Annotated in this window: 21 protein-coding genes and 1 other annotated feature; of the genes, 18 read left to right on the top strand and 3 right to left on the bottom strand. The window is 33.8% G+C overall.

Annotated elements, in window-relative coordinates; translation table 11 throughout:
- Positions 1-45 precede the first annotated feature (45 nt).
- The 7 genes from EDD66_RS10710 to EDD66_RS10680 all read left to right on the top strand — a co-directional run bounded on the left by EDD66_RS10710 (position 46) and on the right by EDD66_RS10680 (position 10586).
- Positions 46-864, top strand: coding sequence for a CheR family methyltransferase (locus EDD66_RS10710; RefSeq protein WP_123609581.1), 819 nt, complete (start codon positions 46-48; stop codon positions 862-864).
- 16 nt (positions 865-880) lie between these two features.
- A complete protein-coding gene (locus tag EDD66_RS10705) occupies positions 881-1903 on the top strand; it encodes a protein-glutamate methylesterase/protein-glutamine glutaminase (RefSeq protein WP_123609580.1) in 1023 nt (340 codons plus the stop codon).
- A gap of 16 nt (positions 1904-1919) precedes the next feature.
- On the top strand, positions 1920-5375 hold the full coding sequence (locus tag EDD66_RS10700) for a PAS domain-containing hybrid sensor histidine kinase/response regulator (RefSeq protein WP_123609579.1): 3456 nt from the start codon (positions 1920-1922) through the stop codon (positions 5373-5375).
- 92 nt (positions 5376-5467) lie between these two features.
- Positions 5468-5869, top strand: coding sequence for a response regulator (locus EDD66_RS10695; protein ID WP_123609578.1), 402 nt, complete (start codon positions 5468-5470; stop codon positions 5867-5869).
- Positions 5870-6173: 304 nt separating this feature from the next.
- Entirely contained in the window at positions 6174-8189 is a 2016-nt protein-coding gene (locus tag EDD66_RS10690) for a chemotaxis protein CheA (RefSeq protein ID WP_123609577.1), read from the top strand.
- Between the two features lie 37 nt (positions 8190-8226).
- Positions 8227-8721, top strand: coding sequence for a chemotaxis protein CheW (locus tag EDD66_RS10685; protein WP_123609576.1), 495 nt, complete (start codon positions 8227-8229; stop codon positions 8719-8721).
- 26 nt (positions 8722-8747) lie between these two features.
- Positions 8748-10586, top strand: coding sequence for a methyl-accepting chemotaxis protein (locus tag EDD66_RS10680; protein WP_123609575.1), 1839 nt, complete (start codon positions 8748-8750; stop codon positions 10584-10586).
- Between the two features lie 203 nt (positions 10587-10789).
- On the opposite strand, the gene EDD66_RS10675 is transcribed toward EDD66_RS10680, so the two are convergent.
- From EDD66_RS10675 to EDD66_RS10665, 3 genes are read right to left on the bottom strand one after another with little or no spacing between them, the layout of a single operon-like run.
- On the bottom strand, positions 10790-11119 hold the full coding sequence (locus tag EDD66_RS10675; RefSeq protein WP_123609574.1) for a P-II family nitrogen regulator: 330 nt from the start codon (positions 11117-11119) through the stop codon (positions 10790-10792).
- 4 nt (positions 11120-11123) lie between these two features.
- Positions 11124-11477, bottom strand: a complete 354-nt coding sequence (locus EDD66_RS10670) for a hypothetical protein (protein ID WP_123609573.1) — start codon at positions 11475-11477, stop codon at positions 11124-11126.
- Positions 11478-12998 (bottom strand): DUF1538 domain-containing protein, encoded by a 1521-nt coding sequence (locus EDD66_RS10665; RefSeq protein WP_123609572.1) that lies wholly within the window; start codon positions 12996-12998, stop codon positions 11478-11480.
- 337 nt (positions 12999-13335) lie between these two features.
- Positions 13336-13571, top strand: a binding site (T-box leader).
- 436 nt (positions 13572-14007) lie between these two features.
- Between EDD66_RS10665 and EDD66_RS10660 the strand changes: the two genes are divergently transcribed.
- From EDD66_RS10660 to spoVAE, 11 genes are all read left to right on the top strand, one after another.
- Positions 14008-16659: a valine--tRNA ligase gene (locus EDD66_RS10660; RefSeq protein ID WP_123609571.1), complete on the top strand. Its 2652-nt coding sequence runs from the start codon at positions 14008-14010 to the stop codon at positions 16657-16659.
- 353 nt (positions 16660-17012) lie between these two features.
- Positions 17013-17159, top strand: coding sequence for a hypothetical protein (locus EDD66_RS18455; protein ID WP_170164321.1), 147 nt, complete (start codon positions 17013-17015; stop codon positions 17157-17159).
- Between the two features lie 19 nt (positions 17160-17178).
- The gene (locus tag EDD66_RS10655) at positions 17179-18549 is read left to right on the top strand and encodes a tetratricopeptide repeat protein (protein ID WP_123609570.1); all 1371 of its coding nucleotides are present in this window, start codon (positions 17179-17181) and stop codon (positions 18547-18549) included.
- Between the two features lie 110 nt (positions 18550-18659).
- Positions 18660-19052 (top strand): anti-sigma F factor antagonist, encoded by a 393-nt coding sequence (gene spoIIAA, locus EDD66_RS10650; RefSeq protein WP_123609569.1) that lies wholly within the window; start codon positions 18660-18662, stop codon positions 19050-19052.
- Positions 19053-19073: 21 nt separating this feature from the next.
- Positions 19074-19514, top strand: a complete 441-nt coding sequence (spoIIAB, locus tag EDD66_RS10645) for an anti-sigma F factor (protein WP_123609568.1) — start codon at positions 19074-19076, stop codon at positions 19512-19514.
- 16 nt (positions 19515-19530) lie between these two features.
- Positions 19531-20244 (top strand): RNA polymerase sporulation sigma factor SigF, encoded by a 714-nt coding sequence (gene sigF, locus EDD66_RS10640; RefSeq protein WP_123609567.1) that lies wholly within the window; start codon positions 19531-19533, stop codon positions 20242-20244.
- Between the two features lie 289 nt (positions 20245-20533).
- The gene (locus EDD66_RS10635) at positions 20534-21163 is read left to right on the top strand and encodes a stage V sporulation protein AA (protein WP_123609566.1); all 630 of its coding nucleotides are present in this window, start codon (positions 20534-20536) and stop codon (positions 21161-21163) included.
- A complete protein-coding gene (locus EDD66_RS10630) occupies positions 21153-21572 on the top strand; it encodes a stage V sporulation protein AB (protein ID WP_170164322.1) in 420 nt (139 codons plus the stop codon). The genes EDD66_RS10635 and EDD66_RS10630 overlap by 11 nt, the downstream gene beginning before the upstream one ends.
- A 69-nt stretch (positions 21573-21641) precedes the next feature.
- Positions 21642-22166 (top strand): SpoVA/SpoVAEb family sporulation membrane protein, encoded by a 525-nt coding sequence (locus EDD66_RS10625; RefSeq protein WP_123609564.1) that lies wholly within the window; start codon positions 21642-21644, stop codon positions 22164-22166.
- Between the two features lie 25 nt (positions 22167-22191).
- The gene (spoVAD, locus tag EDD66_RS10620; RefSeq protein WP_123609563.1) at positions 22192-23226 is read left to right on the top strand and encodes a stage V sporulation protein AD; all 1035 of its coding nucleotides are present in this window, start codon (positions 22192-22194) and stop codon (positions 23224-23226) included.
- 22 nt (positions 23227-23248) lie between these two features.
- Positions 23249-23605, top strand: a complete 357-nt coding sequence (gene spoVAE, locus EDD66_RS10615) for a stage V sporulation protein AE (RefSeq protein WP_123609562.1) — start codon at positions 23249-23251, stop codon at positions 23603-23605.
- Positions 23606-23920 lie beyond the last annotated feature (315 nt).

Raw genomic sequence — 23920 nt, 5'->3', positions numbered from 1 at the left:
ATATATCTAGATTTTGCGGCAGCTTTTTTAACAGGCAGGGATAGAATGATAACGATTACAGAAAAAGAGTTCATACAATTAGCAGAATATATTAAATCACAATATGGTATAAATTTAAAAAAAGAAAAAATGGCGTTAGTAACTGGGAGACTTCAAAATGTTCTTGTTCAAAAAGGTTTTGAAAATTTCACAGAATATTATAATCACATCATTTCAGATAAATCAGGGATTGAAGCATCTACTTTAGTTGATAAGATCACAACGAATCATACTTTTTTTATGAGAGAATCAGATCATTTTATTTATTTTAAGGATAGCGTATTACCTTATTTAAAAAGTAAAATTAGAGATAAAGATTTAAGAGTATGGAGTGCCGGCTGTTCCACAGGAGAAGAACCATATACTTTAGCCATGCTGGTCGACGAATTCTTTGGGAAAGAAAAGACTCTGTGGGATACAAAAATATTAGCGACAGATATATCAAACCGTGTATTAGAAGTGGCAAAAGACGGAATATATAATAGTGAAAATATTGCTATGATACCACCACAATGGAAATTAAATTATTTTAAGAAAATTGATAATGAAAAAAGTGTTGTTGCAGACCATATTAAAAATGAAATTATTTTTCGAAAGTTTAATTTAATGCAGGAGATATTTCCGTTTAAACGTAAATTTCATGTAATATATTGCAGGAATGTAATGATTTATTTTGATACAAAAACGAAAAATGAACTAATCAATAAATACTATGATTCATTAGAATATGGAGGATATCTATTCATAGGACATTCTGAATCTTTAAATCGTTCTGATACAAGATTTCGTTATGTAATGCCCTCTGTTTATAGAAAAGAATTATAAATAAAGGGGTGATCGTGTGGAATTGAAAAAAATAAAAGTATTGGTAGTTGACGATAGTCTGCTTTTTAGAGAAATCATATCCCGTGGAATATCATCGGATGTTAATATAGAAGTAGTTGCTGTAGCAATGGATCCATATGATGCCAGAGATAAAATTATAGAATTCAGACCGGATGTCATGACTTGTGATGTGGAAATGCCAAGGATGAATGGAATAGAATTCATCAGAAAACTTCTTCCACAATATTCATTACCGGTTATTGTTGTCAGTTCTGTCAGCAATGGGGTGTTTGAGGCTATGAATGCAGGGGCAGTCGATTTTGTTGCTAAACCAGATGCTACCTCGGTAATTAGCGTAGAAAATTTCATACTTGAAATGATCGAAAAAATTAAAATAGCAGCGAATGCCAGCGTTATACAGAGTTATCAAGAAAATCAATCGGATAAAATCATTAAAAATACAAATTTTAATCCAGGCAAAGTAATTGCTATTGGTGCATCAACAGGGGGAACGGAGGCTATTTATAATATTATAAAATCATTGCCAGGTAATGTACCGGGTATAGTAATTGTACAACATATTCCGCCTGTGTTTTCTAATATGTTTGCAAACAGGTTAAATGCATCAACAGATTTTATCGTGAAAGAGGCAAGAACCGGTGATTATGTTGAATCAGGCCATGTATTAATTGCCCCCGGAGATTATCATATGAGACTGAAAAAGCTAAATGACAGATATAGAGTGGAATGTTTTAAAGGGGAGAAAGTGAATGGCCACTGTCCATCCATAGATATCTTATTTGAATCTGTTGCAAAAGAGGCAGGACAGAATGCAGTTGGAGTAATCCTTACAGGTATGGGTTATGATGGGGCAAAAGGCTTATTGGCTATGAGGCGAAAAGGTGCCAGAACTATTGGACAAGATGAAAAGTCCAGTGTTGTTTATGGAATGCCAAAAGTAGCTTATAATATTGGAGCGGTAGAGAAACAAGTATCATTAAATAATATTGCTTCAACCATCAATACGATGCTCACTTAATTTAGGGAGGTATATTATGGGGAAAAAGATATTTGATGAAAGAGGGCACCAGTTGGCAGATGGAATATTATCGTGTATTGGAGATGGAGTTATTTCAACGGATCTTAATGGTAAGATAATATACATTAATAATATAGCGGAAGAAATTCTGGGATATAATAAATCTGAAGTAATTGGATTGGATTTTGAAGAAGTTTTTATGATTATAAACCGTGATACTAAAAAGCCTATAAATAATCCGATACTGGATGTTATCAGAACAAGGAATACAAGAGGGCTTGAAAATAATTCAGTGGTTGTTACGAAAGAGAGAGAAGAAAAATTTGTTTCAGCTACTTGTTCACCTGTGAAATCAACAGATGGTGACATATGTGGCGTTGTAATTGTTTTTCGTGACATCACAAGGCTTAAGACATTAGAACTGGAACATATTAACAACGAGAATAATTTAAAAATAATCTTTGATAATGCTCCGGTAGGAATGATTACACTAAATGAAAATTCTATCATCACCCAGGTTAATGACGCTGCATTAAATTATATGAACCAAGTCAGAGAACAGGTGGAAGGTAAGTATTTTGGAGATGCATTTCATTGTACAATAAGAGCCAACGGGAATTTCATCTGTGGCACTGGTAAGGAATGCTCTCATTGTGAAATTAGAAAGGCTACGAAATTAGCAATTGATGATGGGCGTGCCACAAGTAATGTTGAATTTAACAAAAGTTTTCTTATAAATGACAGGGAACGAGAATTTTGGTTTTGCCTAAGTGTGACCCCCATATTGCTTGAAAACAAAAGGAATGGAGTTATTACATTAATGGATATTACTGATCGTAAGCAGCAGGAGATAACCATTGCCAGGTCAAGAGATTATAGTAATAACTTATTGGATCAGGTACCATCGATGGTATGGATGTCAGACAAGAATGTAAGATGTAATTATGTAAACAAAACATGGAAGGAATTCATAGGTACAACGTCTGAAGATTCTTTTGGCCTGGGCTGGACCAAAGTAATTCATCCAGAAGACTTAAATCATTATATTCAGACGAGAAATCTTGCAATGGAATCCCTAGATCCTTTTCAAGTTGAGGTCAGGTACTTGCGCCACGATGGAGAATATCGATGGTGCTTAGTTGGAGGCAGACCATACTATGACCTGGATGAAGAATATGGTGGATATATTGGCTCGACTTATGATATCAATGAGAGAAAAGAAGCAGAGGAAGATTTGAAGCTATATCGTAAAGTTATAGAGAAAGCAAGTGACATTATTCTTATTTTTGATATAGAAGGCTGGATTATAGATGCCAATAAGGCAGCCAGTACAGCCCATGGATATACAAATGAAGAATTATGTTCCATGAATATACGCAGTATAAGAGAAGATTGGATTTTTTCAGAACAGCAGTTATTAAATGAAAATGGTATTATTTTTGAAACAATTCACAGACGTAAAGATGGCACCACTTTTCAGGTAGAGGTTAGTTCTCAGGAGATTTATGTTGGAGAGAGACGAATTATTATAAGTATCATACGTGACATTACAGAACGTAAAAAAACAGCGAAAAAAATATTCGAGAGTCAGACAAAGTATCGCTCCCTTTTTATGAATATGCAAAACGGATACGTCTGCTATGAATTATTAAATGAGCCAGAAAATGGTTTTGTCGATTTAAAATTCATTGAAGTAAATGAAGCATTTGAAAAAATAGTTGGAATGACTAAGAAACACCTTATTAATAAAATGCATTCTAAGATATTCCCTCAAAGCAGAGAATTTATTTCAGATTATGTTGTTTCAAACAAATATAAGCTTTCAAGGGGAGAAAGTGTAAATATACCAGAGCTTTATTCAGTTATATATAATAAATGGTTTTCTATTTCAATATATAGTCCTCAGGAAGATATTATTGTAATGATTGTTACAGATATTACAGATTTAAAACAGTATGAAATGAATTTAATAGAGGCAAAAGATGCAGCAGAAGCGGCCAATAAATCCAAAAGTGAATTCTTAGCAAATATGAGTCATGAGATTCGTACGCCGATTAATGGGATTGTAGGAATGATAGACCTTACGTTACTTACAGAATTAAATGAGGAACAAAAAGATAATCTCTTTACAGCGAAAGCATGTGCCCATTCCCTGTTAAATATTATCAATGATATCCTGGACTTTTCTAAAATGGAAGCAGGAAAAATGTCAATTGAAAATGTAAATTTCAATATTAGACAGCTTATAGAAGAAATAGTAAAAATGCATTCACCCCGGGTAGTAGAAAAAGGACTTGAACTAAATTACACTTTTTCATCAACAATCCCTGAATTTTTAGTGGGTGATCCAAACCGGTTGCGTCAGGTCCTTGATAATCTGATCAGTAATGCTATGAAGTTTACTATGAGTGGAGATATTGAACTTTTAGTGAAAAAGGTCAGTGCCACAGATGATGAAATAGTATTAAAATTTTCAGTATGTGACACAGGAATTGGGATTGCACCTCATGACATAAAAAAATTATTCCAAAGTTTTAGCCAGATCGAAGATATGAATACAAAAAAGTATGGCGGCACAGGGCTTGGACTTGCAATCTCAAAGCAGCTTGTAGAGATTATGGGAGGGAATATTTGTGTTGAAAGTGAAAAAGGGAGAGGAAGCACATTTTTTTTCTCTTTAAAGTTTAAAATAGGAACTCAGGTGGAAGAAAAAATAAAAATAACACCTTTTATTGAAAAATCAGGTAAAGCACTTAATGTTCTTCTGGTAGAAGATGATTTAATAAATCAAAAGGTGATTGTTAAAATTCTGAAGAAAAAAGGTTACAAGGTAACAACAGCAAATAATGGAAAAGAAGCAGTGAATTTATTCGAACCATGGAAATATGATATTATATTAATGGATATTCAAATGCCTGAAATGGATGGAATTGAAGCAGCCAGGAGAATAAAACAGATAGAGGGAACATCATATTTTAAAACTCCTATCATTGCATTAACTGCTTATGCATTGCAAGGGGATAAAGAGAAATTTCTTTCACTTGGTATGGATGGTTATGTGTCAAAGCCTATACAGATGAACGAATTATTTTATACTATTGATAAAATGACAATTTCTGCCGATAAAAATAAAGGGATTCAACTTAATAAGGTTGTGCTGACAGAAGATGGAGAAATTCAATTTACTAATTCTAAAATTGAAAAAGACAATAGAAATATATTACCATCTTTAAATGAGATTTCGGAAAATATAAAATCAATTGAAGCAGCCATTACAAATAATGATTTAATGGCGACAGAAAATATAGCACATATAATAAAAGTTATATCCAATGAAATTGATGCATGGGAAATGAAGGATACAGCATTCAAAATTGAACTTTCTGCAAGACGAGGGAATTTAAAAGAAGCAATGCTCCATGTAAATAATCTGAAATCAGAAATAAAGACTTTGTTTGAAACTAATCTATAATTTAATAGGGGGCTAATAGTAAATATTGAGGTGGGTAAAAATTATATAGTAGGAAGACGAAATAAAAGATTTTTAGGAGAAGGAGGATAACAATGAGAATACTAATAGCAGAAGATGACTTAATCAGCAGAAAATTTTTGTATAAGTTTCTTTCAAGGTATGGAGAATGTGATTTAGTAGTGGATGGCTTGGAAACATTAGATGCATTCTTAATATCTATTAAAGAAGGAAGATATTATGATCTAATATGCCTTGATATTATGATGCCTAAAGTAGATGGTGTTAAAGTATTAAAATCTATTCGGGATCTGGAGAATCAGAAGGGAATTCCAATAGATCAACGTTCCAAGATTATAATGACTACTGCTCTTGCAGAAACCGAACTTGTGCAGAATGCATTTGAGATAGGTTGCGATGCATACGCTGCAAAACCAATTGATACGGTGAAGTTTGTTGAAGTGATGTCTAAATTAGGATTAATTCAAAAAGAATAAATGTATATATATTACTAAAAATGAATAAATATTACTCGAGGTGTATAAATAGCCGTTAAATGGGATAAGTAATCCAAATCGTGGATACTTATCCCATTTATTGTTTTTTAATGGAAGTAGTGGTATATATTACCAATAAAATATTATGTTTTATGGGGCTTTAGTCCTATATTTTAATTGACAAAATACTTTGTAGCAACTTATAATTATTCGCATAAGTAATCGATTGCTTACACAAAGATTTATAAATATTAATTTACCAATCATATAACCAAGTAAATATATAATATTAGGAGGTGAATTTATGTCAGAGTATTTAAATGAACCTATGTTAGAAGTTTTTTTATTTGAATCTGCTCAACTTATTGAGCAGCTGGAGCTGGATATTTTAAGCAGTGATAATAAAAAATGCTACACAGAAGCTGCAATTAATGAAATTTTTAGAATAATGCATACAATTAAAGGTTCCTCAGCCATGATGATGTTTCATGAAATATCCGGGCTTGCACATTCGATTGAAGATTTGTTTTATTATCTTCGCGAGGATAAACCGGAATGCATAGATTGTTCTGCACTTTCTGATCTGATTTTAGAAGGAATAGACTTTATTAAGATAGAGTTAGAGAAAATCAGGAATGAAAATGAAGCAGATGGAAAAGCAACTTCATTAATTGAAGAGATAAAAAAGTTTTTGTCAAGTCTGAAGAAAGAGAATAGTTCTAAAAATTCCATTAAGACAAAACAGCAGCCTGATTCTGGAGAAAAGCAATACAGAGCAACCATTTATTTTGAGGATGGGTGTGAAATGGAGAATATACGTGGGTATACCATAATACACAATCTGAATGATTTGGCTAAGGAAATCTATCATATTCCAAAAGATCTTATTGAGGATGAAGATAGTATTGAGCTCATAAGACGGGATGGATTTATTATCTATCTAAAGACAGAACTATCCTATGAGAAGATGTTTGAATTTTTTAACCAGACAGTATTTTTAAAAGATTTAGAACTGATCCAATTAGAAAAGGATGATGAGTTTTTACCGGTTCAATCAGTCGAAAAAGTGGAACGTAATGTTCAGCTATTATCGGAAGAAAGGTCAAATGCTAAGGAAAGAATCAATGATAAAGAAATACAATCAAATTCCCATCAAAGTATAATAAGTGTAAATGTTGCAAAACTGGACAAACTTATGGATCTGGTAGGAGAGATGGTGATTGCAGAAGCTATGGTAATTCAAAATCCAGATTTAAAAGGGTTAGAGCTCAATGACTTTTATAAGGCAACGGCACAATTAAGCAAGATTACCAGTGAGATACAGGATATGGTAATGTCAGTACGAATGGTTCCTCTTTCTACAACATTCCACAAGATGAACCGAATTGTACGGGATATGTGCAAGAGGCTGGAAAAGAAAGTAGAGCTTAAGATCATTGGTGAGGAAACAGAGGTTGATAAGAATATTATAGAACATATCTCAGATCCACTTATGCATCTGGTCCGAAATGCAATTGATCATGGCATTGAATCAGTGAAGGAGAGAGAGAAGAAAGGAAAAACAAAGTCAGGGGTCCTCACTCTGGAAGCAAAAAATTCCGGGAGCGACGTACTTATCATTGTAAAGGATGATGGGAAAGGTCTTAGGAAAGAGAAAATCCTTAAAAAGGCCAGAGAGAATAATCTTCTCTATAAAAAGGAAGAAGATATGTCTGACCGTGAGATTTTTAATCTGATTTTGCTGCCGGGATTTTCAACCAAGGAAAAAGTCACGGAATTTTCCGGACGTGGAGTAGGAATGGATGTTGTTTCAAAAAATATTGAAACCATTGGAGGTACACTGACCGTGGAAAGTGGAGTAGATCAGGGGACAACCATTACTCTTAAGCTTCCATTGACCCTTGCAATCATTGATGGAATGAATATTAAAGTAGGGGAATCCATATATACGATTCCTACCATATCCATCCGTGAGTCATTTAGACCAAGAGAAGAAGATATCATTATTGATCCGGATCATAATGAAATGCTCATGGTACGGGGACAATGCTATCCAATCCTTAGAATCCATAAGATGCATAAGATAGATACAAAGGTTACCAGGTTTACCGATGGAATCATTATTATGGTGGAGCAGGATGATAAGATCCTTTGTATTTTTGCAGATGAATTAATTGGGCAGCAGCAGGTAGTTGTCAAAGGACTGCCGGAATATATCCGAAACTTTAAAAAGATTAAGGGACTTGCCGGCTGTACCCTTCTTGGAGATGGAAGAATCAGCTTGATCCTTGATATTGCAGGTATCCTCAATGTGAAATAGATTCGTGAAATAACCATGATGGAAAGGAAATGTGTCTATGAAAGAAATAATAAATGATAGTACGGCCTTAGAGGAAGATACGCAAAAAGGGAGATTCTTAACATTTTCTTTGGATAAAGAAAGTTATGGGCTTGAGATAAGATATGTTACGGAAATCATAGGGATACAGAGTATCACCCAGGTACCGGAACTTCCTGAATATGTAAAGGGAATCATAAACTTAAGAGGGAAGATTATACCCGTAATGGATGTAAGACTGCGATTTAAGAAGGAACCAAGAGGGTATAATGATCGGACATGTGTCATTGTAGTGGACATTAACAATATATCCATTGGACTTATCGTAGATAGTGTGACGGAAGTTATTACCATTTTGGAGGAAGAGATAGTAGATCCTCCTCAGATGAATAAGGGAGTGCAGAACCGTTATATTAACAAAATAGGCAAAGTAGGTAATGACGTTAAGTTATTACTGGATTGTGAAAAATTACTTACAGAAGATGAATTAGAAGATTTACATGATGCACTATAACAATGTAGAATACGGAGGAAGTACATATGAAATGGTATTATAATTTAAAAATAGCTGCAAAGCTTATAATTGGATTTATTATCGTTGCAATGATAGCAGGAATAGTAGGAGTAGTAGGGATTATTAATATTAATAAAATTAATAATTTAGATACAGAGATGTATGAAAGACATACTGCGACAATGCCGGCTCTGGCAGATATTGCGAGAAATTACCAAAGACAACGTGTAGTTTTGCACAAGTTATATATTGTAAAGGACGGGAGTAATAGCCAGATTTATATCGATGAATATGAAGAATGCAGGATAATGATTTCTGATAGCATTACTAAATTTCAGGCAGGTATAAAAAACCCCGATGTTCAAGAAAGTTTTGATTTGTTGACCCAGACAATAAACGATTTTGAACAATTTGGTGATGAAATTATAGAATTAATCCAGTCAAATAAAACAGACGAAGCTTATGAACATTTAACTGGAAGCTATGCATCGGAAATAGCAAATACAGCTCAAAAAGAGACAGATAACCTTATGAAATTAAAAACAGATGATGCCAAAGAAAGTTCTGATTTTAATAATGCTACAGCAAAAACAGCCTCCTTTACTATGATTACTGTTATTGGAGCTGGGGTATTAATTTCAATCTTTCTTGGAGTATTAATTTCACGTATTATAAGCAAACCAGTCAATCAAATGGTAGAGTCAGCGGATAAGCTTGCACTGGGGGATGTGAATGTAAGCGTGGCAGCTGATACGAAAGATGAGATCGGCAGTCTTGCCAGAGCCTTTGACAGAATGATCGAGAATATCCGTGGACAGGCATTGGTAGCAGAGAAGATTGCAGAAGGAGACCTGACTGTTGAAGTTGCCATCCGTTCTGAAAAAGATCTCTTAGGTAAAATGTTGGCAAGGATGGTCGACAATAATAATGAAGTTCTAAGCAATATCGCAACGGCGTCAGAACAAGTAGCTGTTGGCTCAAAACAGGTATCAGATTCAAGTATTTCTCTTTCTCAGGGGGCTACAGAACAGGCTAGTTCCGTAGAGGAATTAACAGCCTCCTTAGAAGAAATATCATCACAAACACAATTAAATGCCGGAAATGCAAGGAAAGCAAATGATTTATCGGAAAATGCGAAAGTAAATGCTATGCAGGGAAATACTCAAATGCAGGATATGCTTAAATCCATGGAAGAAATCAATGAATCCTCTGCAAATATTTATAAGATCATAAAAGTAATAGATGATATAGCATTTCAAACAAATATCTTAGCCTTAAATGCTGCTGTGGAAGCTGCAAGAGCAGGTCAGCATGGAAAAGGATTTGCAGTGGTTGCAGAAGAAGTCAGGACACTTGCTGCAAGGTCTGCCAGTGCTGCAAAAGAAACTACCGATATGATCGAAGATTCTATAAAGAAAGCAGAAAACGGTACGAAAATTGCCAAAGAAACAGCAGAAGCATTAAATAAAATTGTTTCAGGAATTGAAGAAGTAGCTGATATTGTTAACAATATATCAATTGCATCAGAGGAGCAAGCTACAGGAATTGAACAGATAAATCAAGGAATCATGCAGGTTTCAGAAGTTGTTCAAAATAATTCTGCTACTTCTGAGGAAAGTGCTGCCGCAAGCGAAGAACTTTCAAGTCAGGCTGCACTGTTAAAAGATTTAGTAAGCAGATTCAAAATTAAACAAAATGTAAAATATAATGGAACATTTAATGATATTAATCCGGATGTGCTGTTAATGCTTGAAAGTATGGCTAACAAAAAAGAGAATATAAGCCAGGAAGGCAAAATCAGTGAAGTTCCATCTGTTTCAAAGCCAAAGATCGTATTAAGTGATAAAGATTTTGGTAAGTATTAAAGTTTAAGAGACTATTGAAAAATTATTTCTCTGTGAACTAAAAGAAACTATATATTTCTGGCAATTTATAAGACAATCGGTGAAAACAGCTACATTTCTTTTCTTACTGTTGTTCACATATATGACTTATAAGTTATCTTTGAAATATATAGTTTCTTTTTACATATATAGCAGATATTTATATTTGATAATAATCTTTTAAATTAAAATTTTTCAATTGATGCTATACCTATTACATCATCAATTGGCAGTGAAAAAGATATACCGCTTGCTTTCGTATTTAGACCAGCTGCATTGCACACTGCATGCATAATATCTTTTTTAATATCTTTTTTCACGACGATAAGAACAACTTCTTTCTCTGGTTGTATGGAGATACCAAAGAATTTTTCTGCTTCTTTTGAACCTAAACCACGTGCAGTTAAGACAGTACCGCCAGTTGCACCAGCCCCTTTTGCTGCCTCCATTACAATATCAGAATCACCATGGTTTATAATTGTAACAATCAAATCATATTTTCTATCTATACTCATGCTCTTAATGCTCCCTTCGTAATAAGCCGGTTAAGACCTTTAAAGTAATTGGTCCACCTACACTGTTAATTGGAATTGTAAAAGCGATACCATTTCCATCTTTTGAAAAATGTAGTTTATTATCCAACGTATCTAATGCCAATGGTATCTTATCGTTTTCTATTACGCTTAAAACGATATCTTTATCTGTTTCACCAAGACCCAGATAGTCAAGAATATCAGAATCAGCAGTACCGTGACCTAGACATATCAAATGATATGTGATCTCCATTGACTGTAATAATTCTTCTACTTTTTCACCTTTTCCTCGATTTACAATACTGACCAATAGCTTTACTGGTCTTGTGTTTTCATCCATTTAGTTATCCTCCTCAAAGTCGATAATTTCTTCACTTTCATTTGGTAATAATACAACTTCATCAGAAGAAATTCTATTCTTTATATTATATACTAATCCTAGAATTTGTATAGTCACAAGTGGAGTCATGGCAACCATAGCAACGATACCAAAGGCATCTGATAAAACGTTTCCGCCTAATTGCTCACAAGCACCCATAGCAAAAGGAAGTAAGAAAGTTGCGGTCATTGGGCCTGAGGCGACCCCTCCTGAGTCGAAAGCAATTGCAGTAAATATTTTAGGTACAAAAAAAGTAAGAATAAGTGCAATTCCATAACCAGGAAGGATCATGTACCATATACTGATACCGGTGAGTACCCGAAGCATTGCTAAGCCTACAGAGATTGCAATACCAATAGAAAGACTTGCAAGTATTGATTTTCGCGATATACTTCCACCAGTTATATTTTCCACCTGTTTCGTAAGAACATGTACAGCAGGTTCTGCTGTTACAATGAAAAAGCCCATTACCATGCCAAGAGGTATCAGTATCTGGTTATAAGGCAGGCTGGCTATTTTACTTCCAAGATATTTACCAACCGGTAAAAATCCCAGATTAACACCTGTAAGAAATATTACTAATCCCATGTAAGTGTATAGAACTCCTATAATGATTTTTGCTATTTTTCTATGATTTAGTTTAAGGGAAAAAACTTGGAACAATCCAAAAAATCCTACAATAGGAGATAATGCGATTGCTACTTCTTTCATATAATGAGGTATTTCTTCTATGAACAAATGAAATAATTCCTTGATAGAATGTACTTCTATCTTACTTAAAGCTTCATATGTCCCAGAAGTGGGATTATAGAAAAGTGCCATCAAAAGTACTGCTAAAATAGGTCCAACAGAGCATAAGGCTACCAGTCCAAAACTATCATCATGGGATGCTTTGTCTCCACGCACTGTTGAGATACCAAGACCTAATGCCATAATAAAAGGAACTGTAATAGGTCCTGTCGTAACCCCTCCTGAATCAAAGGCTACAGAAAGAAAATCTACTGATGTAAAAGCAGCAATAATAAATAAACCAATATAAAATATCAATAATAGATAGGATAATCTTAGCTGAAAAACAATACGAAGTAAGGCTATTACTAAAAATACACCAACTCCAATGGCTACCGACCATATAATGATAGGGTCTGGTACCGAAGGAACTTGTCTTGCCAAAACCTGAAGATCGGGTTCTGCGACTGTTATTATAATACCAAAAATTAATGATACAATAACCATAAAGATTAATTTTTTAGATTTGGCAATCCCCGCACCTACAAGTTCTCCCATAGGCATCATAGCTAAATCAGCACCTAAAGTAAACAGACCCATTCCAATAATGAGAAAGACTGTACCAACTAAAAATAATGCTAAAGTACCTTTTGGTATTGGAGATATTGTCATATGTAAGATTAAGACAATAACTGTAATTGGAAGAACAGAAGTGAGGGACTCTTTAATTTTAAGCAATAAATTCTTGTTCATTAAGACCTCCTTTGAAGACTAAAATCAATTGACAGTTGCTTTGTTCATGAAAAATAGAGTGAAATCCCCTGATTCTCATAGATCAATTATAGATAGAATAGAATAAATAATTCGAGGAAAAACAGCAATTGTATATATTATATCATAAATTAACAGAATTTTGAATAAAAAGTTTCATTTTTTAAATATAAAAGTTCACTTTATATTTTAGTGAATTATTTTATTCATTTTCTGGCATTATATTAAAGAAAAAAATACTTGACATAAATACTATCTATAGAATACTATATTTATTAGTTAACTTAATAGAACATTATTATACTATTGAGAAATATATTAAAATGTATTGATAGAGAAGAGTAGATTAGCAACCCTAATAGAGAGGATGATTCATCGGCTGAAAAGTCATCTTAGGAAGTGCATATTGAAGGTAGCTCTTGAACAGTATCTTTGAGAACAGGAATTGCAGATTAATTCTTATTAGAAGATAACGAATCAGTCCCGTTAAAGACTTAGAGATTATGATATTTAAAATCATAAATAAAGGTGGTACCGCGGTCCTTCGCCCTTTTTAGGGGAAGGACCGCTTCTTTTCGTGATGGCAACGAGCCGAGCAGCAGAATACTCACTCCCCAGCCTCATGTTTACATGAAGGCTGGGGAGTGAGTATTCTGATAGTGGGCGACTGCCCACGAACTTTAGAAAACGAAGTTTTCTAAAGTCTTCTAGGCTTAAGAATGAAACAAGGCGACTGCCCACGAACTTTAGAAAACGAAGTTTTCTAAAGTCTTCTAGGCTTAAGAATGAAACAAGGCGACTGCCCACGAACTTTAGAAAAACGAAGTTTTTCTAAAGTCTGCTTGGCTCAAGAATGAACCGAGGCGACTGCCCATGAACTTTAGAAAACAAAGTTTTCTAAAGTCTGCAAGGCCAATGAATAAAAGTCTGCAAGGCCGCATACAGAATCTATTAATTTGATCAGTAAATAAATATCAGAAAGGAAGATATTATGTCTCAAAATTTAGAAAAAACTTATAATCCAAAAGATATTGAAGAAAGACTATATGAAAAGTGGATAAACAAGAATTATTTTCATGCAAAGGTGGATAGAAGCAAAAAGCCATTCACTATTGTGATGCCGCCTCCAAACATTACTGGTAAACTTCATATGGGGCATGCATTAGATAACACTATGCAGGACATTTTAATTCGTTTTAAAAGAATGCAAGGATTCAATGCCCTATGGCAGCCAGGTACAGATCATGCAAGTATCGCAACAGAAGTTAAAATTATTGAACAATTAAAATCCAGAGGCATTGACAAAGATGATCTTGGACGAGAGGGTTTTCTTGAAAAAGCCTGGGAGTGGAAAGAAGAATATGGCGGAACAATTATCTCACAGTTAAAGAAGTTAGGCAGTTCCTGCGATTGGGAGAGAGAAAGATTTACTATGGATGAAGGCTGCTCTAAAGCAGTTACTGAAGTATTTATTAAATTATATGAAAAAGGCTATATTTATAAAGGTTCAAGAATCATTAACTGGTGCCCGGTTTGTCATACTTCTATCTCTGATGCGGAAGTAGAACATGTGGAACAACAAGGGCATTTTTGGCATATTAAATATCCTGTTGTTGGAAGTGATGAATTCGTTGAGATTGCAACAACAAGACCTGAAACCATGCTTGGAGATACTGCGGTTGCTGTACATCCAGAAGATGAAAGATATACTCATTTAATTGGAAAAATGGTGATACTGCCTCTAATGAACAAAGAGATTCCAGTTGTTGCAGATGCTTATGTTGATAAAGAATTTGGTACAGGTGTTGTTAAGATTACTCCGGCTCATGACCCAAACGATTTTGAAGTTGGAAAAAGACATAATCTGGAAGAAATCAATGTTATGAATGATGATGCTACGATTAACGAAAAAGGTGGAAGATATGCAGGAATGGATCGTTATGAGGCAAGAAAGCAGATCATTAAAGAATTAGATGAATTAGGCTTGTTAGTTAAAATTCAAGAGCATGTTCATAATGTAGGGACACATGATAGATGTAAAACAACAGTAGAACCACTAATTAAACAGCAATGGTTTGTAAAGATGGAAGAACTGGCAAAGCCTGCTATCAACGCAATTAAAAATGGAGAACTTGAATTTGTACCGGAACATTTTGATAAAACATACCTCCATTGGTTAGAGAATATCAGAGACTGGTGTATCTCAAGACAACTTTGGTGGGGTCATAGAATCCCTGCTTATTATTGTGATAAATGTGGAGAAGTTATTGTTTCAAAAGAAGTTGTGGATACCTGTCCAAAATGTGGTCATGATCATTTGACTCAGGATGAAGATACATTAGATACCTGGTTCAGTTCAGCACTATGGCCATTTTCAACACTTGGCTGGCCGGAGAAAACAGAAGAATTAGATTATTTCTATCCAACGAATGTTCTGGTAACCGGATACGATATTATCTTCTTCTGGGTCGTAAGAATGGTATTCTCAGGTTATGAACACACCGGCAGGTCACCATTTGAAAAAGTATTAATCCATGGTCTTGTAAGAGATTCTCAGGGAAGGAAGATGAGTAAATCCCTTGGTAATGGGATTGATCCGTTAGAAATTATCGATCAATACGGTGCGGATGCACTTAGACTTACTTTGATTACAGGTAATGCACCTGGTAACGATATGAGATTCTATTTAGAGAGAGTAGAAGCAAGCAGGAATTTTGCCAATAAGGTATGGAATGCATCAAGATTTATCATGATGAATTTTGAAAAAGCGGAAATTCCAGATGCCATTGATACAAATTCCTTAACAGGGGCAGACAGATGGATTTTATCTAAAGTAAATACACTGAATAAAGAAGTTACTGAGAACATGGAAAAATATGAGCTTGGTATTGCAGTACAAAAAATCTATGACTTTATTTGGGAAGAATTCTGTGATTGGTATATCGAGATGGTAAAACCTAGATTATATAATGAAGAAGATGAAACGAAAGCAGCAGCCCTTTGGACATTAAAGACTGTTTTAATTGATTCTTTAAAATTATTACATCCTTATATGCCATTTATCACTGAAGAAATCTTTTGCACCCTTCAGGAAAAAGAAGAGTCAGTTATGACTTCAGAATGGCCAATCTATAAAGATGCTTATAATTTTGCTAAGGAAGAAGAAGCAGTTGAAATGATCAAAGATGCTGTTAAGGGGATACGTAATGTTCGTTCCGAAATGAATGTTCCGCCTAGCAAAAAAGCAAGTGTGATTGTAGTATCTGAGGATCCAAAGATTCGTGATATCTTTAATAATAGTAAAGTTTTCTTTGCAACGCTGGGATATGCCAGTGAAGTAATAGTACAGGAGGATAAGTCAGGTATTGATACAGATGCGGTTTCAACTGTAATTCCAAAAGCTTCAATCTATATTCCATTTGCAGAATTAGTGGATGTGGAGAAAGAGATTGAACGTCTTGAGAAAGAAAAAATGAAACTTGAAGGAGAATTAAAACGTGTAAATGGTATGTTAAATAATGCCAATTTCATAAGTAAAGCTCCGGAGAGTAAGTTAAATGAAGAAAAAGCAAAATTAGAGAAATATACAAATATGATGGGACAGATTACAGAAAGATTAGAACATTTTAAAGGAAATAAATAATTAAAATTTTTGCAATGGTATTATTTGTGACATAGTTTCATTGTAACTTTATAAAAGTAAATGTACTATAATTATAAAGGTGTTTATAAAGATTATATTTTAATGTAAAATATAATCGATATAGACACCTTTTCTCCTGGATAATTATACTAATGTGTCGTAAATTGCGACCTTAAAAGGTTGCATAATCATTTCTTTATATTATAATAAAGATAAAATTGGGATTCCTTAGAAAAATTAACAAAAACTATTGATTTTTGCCAATTATATAGGTATTATGTATTTAATATATGCAAATTTAATTATAATAAAAAATATTTCGATATTACTATTTGATAACCAAATTTAGGAGGGTGAAAATGATTAATTTTGATGAAGAATTAGCAAAATATCAACCTAGTCTTGAAGTTGAACAAGCAGAAGAAACTATTTATAAAAATGATTTAACAGACGTTACTGATATCATTAAAGATATTATTAATGAGATAAAGAATAAATAGAGATTGGATGGAGATATAGATGAATTGTCCAAAATGTGGGAGCCAGGTTGCGGTGAATAAAAGTCGCTGCGATAGATGCGGTGAGGATATTACTTATTATAGACGCATTATAAAAGCATCTAACATGTTTTATAATGCAGGTTTAGCAAAAGCAAAGGTAAGAGATTTATCAGGGGCGATTGCTGAATTAAAGAAAAGTTTAAAATTATTTAAAAAGAATACAGATGCAAGAAATTTACTGGGTTTAATATATTATGAGATGGGTGAAGTAGTAGATGCCTTAAGTGAATGGGTATTAAGTAAGCACTTTGAAGAAAAAGAAAATGAGGCAGATGTTTATATAAAGGCAGTGCAATCCAATCCAACAAAGCTGGATGCCATTAATCAGGCCATTAAGAAATATAATGGTGCTTTAATATATGCAAAACAGGGGAATGACGACTTAGCCATTATCCAGTTAAAGAAAGTAATTAGCTTAAATTCACATTTTATCAGAGCTTATCATCTTTTAGCACTTCTTTATATGAAGAATAATGAGAGTGACAAGGCAAGAAAGACCTTGCAAAAAGTTTGTAAGATCGATGTGAATAATACGACTAGTTTAAGATATTTAAAGGAATTAGGAATGAACATATCCAGTGATAATGGAAGTGAAAATGCCAGTGTGGCACGTCCGGTGGATAATTCTGCAATTATGCCTATATCAACATATAAAGAAGACAAGCCTAACATATTTGTATTTGTTAATTTAATTTTAGGTATTGCGATTGGCGTTGCTACCTGCTATTTCTTATTTGTTCCAACAATAAAGAAGAATATAGTGGATGATTATAATCAAAAAAATATTGATTATAGCCAGAAGATGTCAGTTCAAACTGCCACAATTGCTACTTTAGAAAGTGATAAAAAAGCTTTACAGGATCAAATTAAGGATATGCAAAAACAAATTGATGAGTTTGCAGTTGGAGAGTATGATGCAGCACAATATGATACTCTTTTTGAAGCAATTACCAAGTATATGAATGATGATAAGGAAGGAGCAGCTGAAATCTTAGTTGACGCTAAGATGGACAAGATCGAAAGTGAGCCTGCGAAACAGCTTTATAATAAAATTAAAGAAGAAACATTTAAAACATCCTCAGTGAAACTTTATAATACTGGTCATAGCCAATATACAGCAGGAAAATATGAAGATGCTATTGAGTCACTGAATGATGCACTTGCTATGGATGAAACAAATGTAGATGCACTTTACTTTTTAGGAAGATCTTATCATAGAATGGGAGACAATGAGAATGCCATTCTAAATTATAATAAAGTAATCTCGGATTTTCCTGATTCTGGAAGAGCTACTGAAGCAAAAGCAAAGATAAATGAGATAGATCAGTAAGATTAAATTGATATTAAAAGATGAACAGGAAGTACTACAATGTAGTATTTCTTGTAAGCGTCTTTTTTTATACAGATGTACTGTAAATAAAAGTAAAAAGAAGGGATAACATGGAAAAAAGAAATGTAAAACAAAATGAGCCTGCAACAGATTTTAAGAACAATGGCATAGGAGCACATTTTGAAGTGGTGGGGAAATGCCTTGTCATACGGTTAGATCAGGAACTAGATCATCATATTGCACTAAATTTGCGAGAAAAAGCGGACAAGTTAATTGAACGTGGGAATGTAAAGAACATAGTCTTTGACTTTGAGAGATCAGGGTTCATGGATAGCTCTGGTATTGGAGTTATAATGGGCAGATACAAGAAAGTGATATTTACAGGGGGAAAAGTATCTGTTACTAGCGTAAATTCTGCGGTCGACCGCATATTTCGATTATCAGGCCTTTATAAAATCATTGAAAAGTATGAAACAATTCAAGATGCATTAAAGGCAATGTAGTTTTATTTAAGGAGGATAAGCATGAATTATTCAAATGAAATGACATTAGAATTTGAAAGTATATCAAAGAATGAAAGCTTTGCAAGAATTGTAGTAACAGCATTTATAACAAGTTTAGATCCGACACTAGAAGAGTTATCAGATATTAAAACAGCTGTTTCAGAAGCAGTAACGAACTGTATTATTCATGGGTATGAGAATACAGTGGGAAAAATTAAATTGAACTGTGGTATTCTTGACAATACGGTATATATTGAAGTTTCTGACAGGGGTAAAGGAATTGAAGATATAAGCAAGGCAATGGAACCATTATATACTTCTAAACCTGAATTAGAGCGTTCCGGTATGGGATTTGCATTTATGGAAGCATTCATGGATGAGTTAGAAGTAAAGTCTAAAATTGGAGAAGGTACCACTGTCAAGATGCGTAAAAAGATCTATAGCACTGCTTCTAGATCATAATAAAGGGCGTGAATAAATGGATACATTGGAACTTATTAAACTAGCGGGACAGGGTGATAAAAAGGCAAGAGACTTATTAGTAACAGAGAATATAGGTCTCGTCTGGAGCATAGTACGAAGATTTGCGAACCGTGGACATGAATTAGATGATTTATTTCAAATAGGAAGCATTGGGCTGATTAAAGCAATTGATAAATTTGATACGACTTTTGAGGTAAAATTTTCAACATATGCAGTACCTATGATTACTGGAGAGATAAAAAGATTCCTAAGAGACGATGGTATGATCAAAGTGAGCCGGTCCCTGAAGGAAACGGCAAATAAAGTTCGGATAACCAGGGAAATTTTAAATAATAAACTAGGAAGAGAACCAACTTTGGAAGAAATCAGCAAAGAGATTGATATAGATACAGAAGACATTGTAATGGCTCTAGAGTCAAATGCAGAAGTGGAATCGTTATATAAAACTATTTACCAGGGTGATGGTAATGCAATCTACTTAATAGATAAGTTAGAGCAATCCAAAGATGAAAGTGAAAATATGATTGATAAATTTGCTTTAAAGGAAATTATTGCATCACTGGAGCCAAAAGACCAGGATATTATACGACTCAGATATTTCTGTGATAAGACGCAAACAGATATTGCAAAAGAACTTGGAATATCTCAGGTACAAGTTTCAAGATTAGAGAAAAAAATATTAAAAACAATGAGGGAAAAGTTAGTGTAAGATACAAAATTTTCCAGAATATTAAACATAATTATTCAGATAATAATATTATTACTAGATAAAGGAGCATTTGTTAGATTTAAACTAATAAATGCTCTTTTTGTACAGAGGAGATTGTTGTGGATATGAAAACGAAAAGTGCATATATTGTAAGTGTTTTTTTATTACTAATTATTGTTATTTCTATTTTATATTATATTTTCTATCATTCAGATTCGAACACTGCTTTTGATGGTACTCTTGTAAAAAATATGCAAAATGTATATAAAAGGTTGGATTCCTGCTATCTATGAAAAATGACATAGTATATATGAAAATACCTCAAAATATTGAAATTCAACATCAAAAGGTCCTGTTATCAGATTTAGCCAAATTAGTTGGTGTTGATAAAAGAAAAGTGAACAATATTGGTAATATTGAGGTGTTCAATATAAAAAGCAAGAAAGACTGCAAATATATATTTTCAGTGATGAAGATCATTGAGTTCATTAATAAATCAAATCCTGAGATTGAAATTGTAAATCTGGGAGAAAAAGATTTTGTTGTGGAATACAAGATTCCCACCAAGACAAAAGTTATGTTCGAATATATAAAATCTTTTTTTGTAGCTCTGATCATATTTTTTGGTGCTGCTTTTACGATTATGACATTTAATACAGATGTAAGTGTTGATAAAGTTTTTGCAATCGTTTATGAATTAGTTATGGGAGAGGCAAAAAAAGGAGGGACTATCTTAGAGATTTCTTACTCAATTGGCCTGCCAATTGGAATTATTATATTTTTTAATCATTTCTCCAGATTAAAAGTAAGGGATGACCCTACACCGATACAGATTGAAATGCGTTTGTATGAAGATGATTTAAACAACGCTCTAATTCAGGATGCCAGCAGGGAGGGAACAACAATTGATGCTGATTAAATATAGCCTGCTGGTATTCATAGGATTATCCGGTGGGATCACTATTGCCGGAGCAGTTTTTACATTTATTACGAAAATTGGCCTGGTAACCAGGTTGGCCAGCCGAACGAATACTGCCAGACACATTCTTTTCTTTGAGGACTGTGTAACACTGGGAGGCACAGTTGGTAATTTAATGACTATCTGGAGATTTGAAGTTCCTTTTGGTATTATAGGCATCACAGTTTTTGGGCTATTTGCAGGCATGTTTACCGGCTGTCTTGCGATGGCATTGACGGAGGTATTAGATACGATACCTATATTTGCCAAACGAATCAACTTAAGAAAGGGGATACCATTTGCAGTACTTAGTCTGGCAATAGGGAAAGGTATTGGAAGTTTCATTCAATTATATATTTTTGCAAAATAGCAGATAATATTTTAAGACTATCTTGATTACTTAAATTAATAGTCAAAAACATAGATAGGAGTAATTTAAATGAAAGAAAAACCAAATCAGAACAATAACAAAAACAAAGGTCCATCCATTAAACAGGTTATTAATGAAAGCGATACGAACAGAAGAGATCAGATTTATAATCAATATGTAAAAAGTGTAACTCCCAAACATAGCTTAGTAGTAAATATACTAAATGCATTTTGGATTGGAGGACTTATCTGTACCATAGGGCAAGGTCTTATTAATTTTTATCAGTATCTGGGAGCAAATATAGATTTTGCAATGCTATATAATACGATTTCTTTAGTATTTTTAAGTATTTTATTAACAGGTTTAAATATCTACGGTAAGATAGCTAAATACGGAGGAGCAGGTACCCTTGTTCCAATCACGGGTTTCGCCAATTCCGTTGCTGCACCTGCAATTGAATTCAAGAAGGAAGGTCAGGTTTTTGGTATAGGCTGTCAAATATTCACCATATGTGGTCCGGTTATCTTATATGGTATCTTTTCTTCATGGGTATTTGGAATCATATATTATATTATTTTAAAATTACAATCTTAATAAGTATTGGAATAGGAGTATTAGTATGGCTGGAAAACAGACAAAAATAGTTGGCAAACAAAGTATTCAATTTGAAAACCCACCTTATGTTATAGGTTATTCTTCCATAGCGGGTAAGAAAGAGAGTGAGGGACCACTTGGAACTTGTTTTGATAAAATAGAAGAAGATCCAATGGTAGGAGAAAATACCTGGGAAGAAGCAGAAAGTAAATTACAAAAAGAAGCAGCAGACCTAGCCATTTCTAAAGCAGGTTTAACGAATTCAGATATACGTTATTTAATAGCGGGTGATTTATTAGGACAATTAATAGCGACTTCATTTGGTATCATTGATCTTGAAATTCCCATGTTTGGTGTATATGGAGCATGTTCTACTATGGGTGAGAGTTTGAGTATTGGCTCGATGATTGTAGATGGTGGATACGCAGATAAAGTAATGGCGCTTACATCCAGTCATTTTGCAGGGGCAGAAAAACAATTTCGTTTTCCTCTTGATTATGGGAATCAAAGGCCTCTTGCCGCAAGCTGGACTGTTACAGGCAGTGGTGCAGTTGTTCTGGGAAATATGCCAAATGATTCAAATAAAAATATAAGAATTGCTGGTATTACCACAGGCAAGGTAACTGACTATGGAATTAAAGATTCCATGAATATGGGAGCGTGCATGGCACCTGCAGCTGCAGATGTCATTTATCAGAACCTGGTTGATTTTAACATTCAACCAGATCAATATGATAAAATAATAACAGGTGATTTGGGATATGTTGGTTCTGATATTTTGAAGGATATTATGAAAGAAAAAGGATATGATATAAGTAAGAACCATATGGATTGCGGTATTGAAATATTTAATAAAGAGGAACAGGATACCCATTCCGGAGGTAGTGGCTGTGCATGCAGCGCAATTACTTTAACAGGGCATGTATTTAAAAAATTAGAAAATAAAGAGTGGAAAAAAGTATTATTTGTACCAACAGGAGCACTATTATCCAAAGTAAGCTTTAATGAAGGAAATACAGTACCAGGAATTGCTCATGGAGTTATCATTGAGGCATGTTAATAATTGATGGAGGTGAATGTAAATGGACTATGTTAAAGCTTTTCTGGTAGGTGGAGCAATTTGCGCGTTAGTTCAGATTCTAATGGATCAAACAAAACTTATGCCTGGTAGAATCATGGTAATCCTTGTAGTATTAGGTGCTTTCCTGGGAGCAATTGGTGTCTATGAACCATTTGTAGAATTTGCTGGGGCTGGTGCAAGTGTCCCCCTCACTGGTTTTGGGAATGTACTATTTAAAGGTGTAAAAGAAGCAATACTAAAGGATGGATGGGTCGGTATATTTGAGGGAGGTCTTACTTCCTCTTCAGTAGGCATTTCAGCAGCATTGATTTTTAGTTATATCGCATCCTGGATTTTTGATTCAAAGATGAAAGAGTAATATTTCAAGCAGAAGTATAAGGCAATCATTTGAAGTAAATCAATATATATTTAATAATTAAACATTAATAATTGGCTATATCTGATGTAATATCAAAAGAATCCGGCTTTATATTTCTGCTTTTAATATAGATAAGGGGCTGTAAAAAAACGGCCATAAAGAACGGCCATAGTAACACCAGACGGTGAAGCTATGGCTGTTCTCGATTTATTTATAAGAGTATATCTAAAATTGGGGTCACTAAATGCACCTGGTCAAATGCAGGCAGAATAATATTTATCGATTGTCAAATATTTATGCTGTCAATTGAATTCG

The organism is Mobilisporobacter senegalensis, from assembly GCF_003752155.1.
GTDB classification, from domain to species: domain Bacteria; phylum Bacillota; class Clostridia; order Lachnospirales; family Lachnospiraceae; genus Mobilisporobacter; species Mobilisporobacter senegalensis.
Note: the sequence above shows the minus strand (reverse complement) of the source record. Positions and strands in the feature narration are given on the sequence as shown.